This is a genomic window from Ensifer sp. GW101-20A05, from assembly GCF_059424735.1.
On sequence record NZ_JBWKZT010000005.1, the window covers coordinates 428,861 to 434,860 of the forward strand.

At 63.0% G+C, this 6,000-nt stretch carries 5 protein-coding genes; 2 read left to right on the top strand and 3 right to left on the bottom strand.

Features of this window, described 5'->3' with window-relative positions; genetic code table 11:
- Window positions 1–137: 137 nt before the first annotated feature.
- Window positions 138–626, bottom strand: a complete 489-nt coding sequence (locus AC070A_RS16435; RefSeq protein WP_112997384.1) for a DMT family transporter — start codon at window positions 624–626, stop codon at window positions 138–140.
- An 84-nt stretch (window positions 627–710) separates the two neighbouring features.
- On the opposite strand from AC070A_RS16435, the gene AC070A_RS16440 reads away from it, so the two are divergent.
- Entirely contained in the window at window positions 711–1,637 is a 927-nt protein-coding gene (locus tag AC070A_RS16440; RefSeq protein WP_057255078.1) for a LysR family transcriptional regulator, read from the top strand.
- 82 nt (window positions 1,638–1,719) lie between these two features.
- On the opposite strand, the gene AC070A_RS16445 is transcribed toward AC070A_RS16440, so the two are convergent.
- Entirely contained in the window at window positions 1,720–2,757 is a 1,038-nt protein-coding gene (locus tag AC070A_RS16445) for a Tim44 domain-containing protein (protein WP_113133428.1), read from the bottom strand.
- 214 nt (window positions 2,758–2,971) lie between these two features.
- Window positions 2,972–4,567, bottom strand: coding sequence for a GMC family oxidoreductase (locus AC070A_RS16450; RefSeq protein WP_113133423.1), 1,596 nt, complete (start codon window positions 4,565–4,567; stop codon window positions 2,972–2,974).
- 229 nt (window positions 4,568–4,796) lie between these two features.
- Between AC070A_RS16450 and AC070A_RS16455 the strand changes: the two genes are divergently transcribed.
- Window positions 4,797–5,741: a LysR family transcriptional regulator gene (locus tag AC070A_RS16455; RefSeq protein WP_113736758.1), complete on the top strand. Its 945-nt coding sequence runs from the start codon at window positions 4,797–4,799 to the stop codon at window positions 5,739–5,741.
- Window positions 5,742–6,000 lie beyond the last annotated feature (259 nt).

A 6,000-nucleotide genomic window follows, 5' to 3' on the forward strand; every position in this document is an offset into this window, starting at 1 on the left:
GCAAGGCCAAGATCCATCAGGGGCAAGGTAACGGCATAGAAGACCGTCTGGCGTCCAAGGGCAGGCAGCGCTGCACGAGGGTGAAATAAGCCGCGAAAGCGACCATCTCCGGTATGCGTCCGCTTTGCGGCTATGCGCTATCGCGTTGCGTTGGCCAATGCCGGAGCAGTATTGGCGATCTGTGTAACCACCATGCCGCCGACGATGAAGAGTAGGCCGGTCAGTCGCGCCGCATTGACCGGCTTTGCGGGGAAACCCATCAGGCCGAAGTGATCGATGAGCAGGGAGACCGCCATCTGGCCGGCGATGACGGCGACGATGAAGCTTGCCGCGCCGAGCTTCGGCGCAAGGAGGAGAGCAGCGGTGATATAGATCACGCCGGCGGCGCCGCCGATCCAGATCCACCACGGACCCTTGAATGCCGTCGCAAGGCTGGGCAACGGCGCCCGCAACGCGATCAGCATCGGCAGGATGAGCGCGAGACTGACGCCGAGCGAGACGACCGTCGCCCAGAGCGGATGGCCGAGGAGGCGGCCAAGGTTGGCATTGGCGCCGGCCTGGAGGGGGACGACGGCGCCGGCGAAGATCGCCGTGGCAAGCATGAGGAGGGAGGAGAGAGTGGGCATTGTTTTTTCCTTCTTGATTGCCTCATCCTCACGCATCGATGGGAGGAATGGAAATTCAAATTTCGTACGTGTTACATTCGCCTCATGAATAATCTCGGCGGAATCGACCTGAACTTGTTGGTGGTGCTCGATGCCCTGCTGGCGGAACGCCATGTATCGCGTGCGGCCCTGCGGCTGAACAAGAGCCAGCCGGCGGTCAGTCATGCGCTTGCGCGCTTGCGGGCTCTTTTCGACGATCCCTTGCTCGTCCGCCATGGCGGACAGCTTGAACCGACGGTGCGGGCGCTGGAGATCGCGCCACAGCTTGCCGAGGCCCTGGCGCACATGCGCCAGCTCATGGGGTCTCAGCCGTTCGATCCGGCAATGGAGCGCCATATCTTTCGGCTCGCGATGTCCGACTATGCCGCCCTCGTTCTGCTGCCGCGCTTGATGGCGGTGCTGCGCCGGCAAGCGCCGTACGTCGATCTCATCGTTAGCCAGGCGAGCCGTGAAGTGATGATGTCGCAAATTGTCGACGGCGAGATCGATCTGGCGCTCGGGGTGTTTCCGACGCTGACCGAGGATCTGAGGACATCGCTCCTGTTTAAGGAACACTTCGCCTGCCTGGCAGATGGCGCGAGCCTTGGTGGCGAAAAGGCGATGGATCTGACGGCCTATCTGGAGCGGCCGCATATTCTCGTTTCGCTGCGCGGCGACACCGGCAACGAGATCGACCTGGCGCTGGCGGCCGCGGGGCACAAGCGCCGCATCGTGCTGGCGCTGCCCCATTGGAGTGCTGCGCCCGGCCTGGTTCTCGGCACGGACATGGTGCTTACGGTGGCACACCGCATCCTGCCGCGTGATGCTGAGGCCGGGTCACTGACCGTCTTCGATCCGCCCTTCGCCATCCCGCCTTTTTCGTTCCGTCAGATCTGGCATCGGCGGCGCGACGGCGATCCCGCCCACCGCTGGCTCCGGGATCTGATCACCCACATTCTCGCGCCATCGGAGTCGGTTCCGGCCATCGTTTGATCGTGGGAAAATGTGATCCTGAAAATGAAAAGGCCCGGTGCGGCGATGCCGACCGGGCCTTTCTCATAGACTCTGTTTCGCGTCAGTCGTGGCTGACGCCCTGGATCGCCGAAACCTGCCATTCCGCGCCCGGCTTGCGGACGAAGGTCCAGAGCTCGACCGCTTCGGTCAGCTTGTCCGGATCACCGCTGATGACCTTGCCCGTGGCGCGGTCTCGCATCACGTCGATGCTTTCGTAACGCATGGCAACGGTCGCGTAGTCGGTCCCGTTTTCGGACCAGGCCTCGGCCACGTCGCCCTGGACAAGGTGCACGTCGCGCACATCGTTCTTGACGCCGCTCGTCGCGTTGTCGCTCAGCTCTTCGGCGAGGTAGGACATGGCTTCCGGCGTCGTCAGGCGACGCAACGTGCCGTAGTCTTCAGCGGCGTAGGCCGCCTGCACGTCCTTCAGCATCTTTTCGAACTGTTCGAGGTCGGCCTGCTGGACGCCGATTTCGTCAGCCGGGCCGTCGGTGACGGGGGCCGGTGCAGGTGCTGCCGTCGGGCGCGCGTTCGCCTGACCGCCGGCCTGGGCGCCACCGATGCTCGGAATCTTGAACGACGGCATGCCGTTCGGCTGAGCCGACGACCGCTCGGACGGGCCCGCATAGGCCGTCTGCTGGCGGTTGCGGCCGAAGAAGCGCATGGCAAGCATGATCAGACCGCCGATGAGGAGCATCTGCACGATCAGGCCGAGGAAACCGGCCGCACCGCCGAAGCCGCCGCCCATCAGCATGCCGATCAGGCCGCCGACCATGAGGCCGCCGAGCAGCGAGCCGCCAAAGCCGCTGAAGAAGCCCGGACGGGCGTTCGGCTGGGTAGCGTTCGGGCGCGTCTGGCCGGCCGCCGGATTGGTGGCGGTGGGGCCGGCGTCCTGGCGCGGCGTCATCGAGCGGTCGATCGGTGCCGCGTTGGTCGGCGCCGTGCGGGTAACGGGCGGCTGCGAGAAGGTGCGGGTGCCGCGGCTACCGAAACCGCCACCCGAACGCCGCGCTTCGGCGACGTCTACAACTGTCAACGCGACGGTCAAGCCAATCGCCATCATTGCCAGAGCTCGTCCAAGACGCCCAAATCGCTGCATTGCCATCACAACCCCTATTCTTGCTTGGGCTCAAAACTGAGCCATCAGGGCCTGATATAGGGGTTCAAGGCCCGTGATTTAAGCGTTTCGCCTCGTATTTCGGCCAGTTTACCGTTATCCGCTGCCGCTCTCCGGGCCGAATCCGGCGTCGAATCAGCACCTTCGATCACATTGGATGTCGCATTCGTTGACGCAAAACCACCCCGCATTTTCGCTAGCGATTGGCTGCCAGGATCATGGCGGCGGCCTTTTCGGCGATCATGATCGTCGGCGAATTGGTGTTGCCCGAGGTGATCGTCGGCATGATCGAGGCGTCGGCGATGCGCAACCCCTTGAGGCCGCGAAGGCGCAGTTCGGGATCGACAACGCTTTCAGCGTCAGCGCCCATGCGGCAGGTCCCGACCGGATGAAAGATCGTCGTGCCGATATCGCCGGCGGCGCGCTTCAGGTCGTCCTCCGTCTCGTAGGATGGCCCCGGTTTGAACTCGACCGGGTTGAAGCGGGCGAAGGAGGGCTGTTTGACGATCTGCCGCGTCAGGCGGATGGCGCTGACGGCGACGTTGCGATCGGCCTCTGCGGTCAGGTAGCGCGGCCGGATGTCCGGTGCCGCGGCGAAGTCCGGGCCTTTGAGGTGCACCGAGCCGCGGCTTTCCGGGCGCAGATTGCAAACGCTGGCGGTGATCGCCGGGAAAGAATGAACAGGTTCGCCGAACTTGTCGAGCGAGACCGGCTGCACGTGATATTGCAGGTCGGGCGTTTCCTTCTCCGGGCCGGACCGGGTGAAGATCCCGAGCTGGCTTGGTGCCATCGCCATCGGCCCGGAGCGTTTCAGCAGATATTCCAGCCCGATCGACGCCTTGCCGAAGAGTGAATTGGCCTTTTCGTTGAGCGTCGGCACGCCCGTCACCTTGTAGGCCATGCGCAGCTGCAGATGATCCTGCAAGTTCTCGCCGACGTTCGCGCGTTCGTGGCGGACCTCGATGCCGTTGGCCTGAAGCACGTCGCCGCGGCCGATGCCGGAGAGCTCAAGGATCTGCGGCGAGCCGATCGCGCCGGCGGAAAGCACGGTCTCGCGGGCTGCGCGGGCGCGTTTGACCGTGCCATCATGCTGGAACTCGACACCGGCGACGCGGTCGCCTTCGATGATCAGCTTGCGCACATGCGCCTTGGTCAGAACCGTCAGGTTGCCGCGCTTCTGCGCCGGGCGCAGGAACGCCTTCGCCGTGTTCCAGCGGATGCCGGAGCGCTGGTTGACGTCGAAATAGCCGGAGCCTTCGTTGCTGCCGCGGTTGAAATCCGGCGTTTCGGGAATGCCGGCTTCGGTGGCGGCTTTCTGGAACGCGTCGAGCACGTCCCAGCGCACGCGGGCCCTTTCCACCCGCCATTCGCCGCCAGCGCCGTGCATGTCGTTGGCACCCTTATAGTGGTCCTCCGACTTCTTGAAGAGCGGCAGCACGTCGTCCCAGCCCCAGCCGGTGCAGCCGAGCTGGCGCCAATGGTCGTAGTCGCGCGCCTGGCCGCGCATGTAGATCATGCCGTTGATCGAGGAGCAGCCGCCAAGCACCTTGCCGCGGGGATAGCCGAGGGAACGGCCGTTGAGGCCCTCTTCGGCGGCCGTCGTAAAGCACCAGTCGGTGCGCGGATTGTTGATGCAGTAGAGATAGCCGACCGGAATGTGGATCCAGTGGTAGTTGTCGCGGCCGCCGGCCTCGAGCAGCAGCACGCGATGCCCTAGGTTTTCGGAAAGGCGATTGGCAAGCACGCAGCCGGCGCTACCCGCCCCGACGACGATATAGTCGAACGTGTCCATTGGGTTCTCTTGGTGTTCGGGAACCGCCGCGAAACGGGCGCGTAGGAATGTACGCGGGCTCCTCTGCGCGGATGGCGGTGCCGTTTCGTTCTGTTCATAATTGGCCAGACATGCTCCTCAGATGTCGGCTCCGGCGACTACAATCCGGAAAAAACCGCTTGGATGCAAGCGGCCTGGACCGTAAATTGCGAAACAGGATCTGTTCATTTTCGAACAGATGAGGGTGGCGATGAATCCGAATTTCACCTGGGACGATCTGCAGTTCTTTCTCGCGGTTGCCCGTACCGGACAACTGTCGACGGCGGCCCGACGCTTGAGGACCAGCCATGCCACGGTCTCGCGTCGCATCGATCGGCTGGAGTTCGCGCTCAAGGTCAAGCTGTTCGAGCGCAATCCGCGCGGCTACGTGTTGACCGGCATGGGCCAGCGCTTCATCGAAACCGCCGAGCGGATCGAGCGCGAGACCGAACAATTGCAGCTCGACATCAATGATGGCCTGACGGCGCAGCACGGCGTCGTCAGGTTGAGCACGCTCGAAGGCTTCGGCAATTTCTTCCTGGCCGATCGGTTGGCGGATTTTGCCGAAAACTATCCGAACGTCTCGCTGGAACTGGTGGCGATCCAGCAGATCATGTCGCTATCGCGCAAGGAAGCGGATATCCAGGTGGCGCTGACGGCGCCGAAGGCCGGACCTTACCAGTCCGAGGTGCTGACGCCCTATACGCTGCATGTCTATGGCGCGCGCAGCTATCTCTCGAAACATCCGCCAATCACCGGACGCAACGACCTCGCCGCGCACCGCTTCGTCGGGTATATCGAAGACATGATCTTTGCGCCGGGTCTCGATTATCTGGGAGAACTCCAGCCGGGCCTGCATGCGCATTTCCAGAGTTCGAGCATCCTGACGCAGCTAAAGGCTGTGCGGCAGGGGCTGGGACTATGCGTGTTGCCTTACTTCATAGCACAGCAGGAAGAAGACCTGGAGATCGTTCTGCCTGAGGAGATTGAGCTCAAGCGCACCTATTGGCTGGTTTGCCACCGGGATCTGGTCGCGGTGCCGCGGGTAAGGGCGGTGCGCGAATTCCTGATGCAGATCGTTCGGGAACACCGGGCGGATTTCACCCGGGAAACTGCGCCGCCGATGACGGGCATGCGGCGCATATCGCGATCGTAATCCGTGTCGGGTGATGCCGGGATGGGTCTCTTCGTGGCCACGGGGTGATTTGCGCCGCAAACGCCCGTGTTTTCGCTCCTCGAAATCGATCGAGTTTATCAACAGTCGAAATTGTCTTTTAAATTCAATGGCTTGTTCTTTTTTGAAGTTTTTTTGAAGATCGCTGTTGACGTCTTGGAGGCTGGGGGTCTATAAGCCCGATCACTGACGAGGGCGGCGGCGCTGCTGGCGACGACGACCTTCGCTCTAGAGTTTCCCT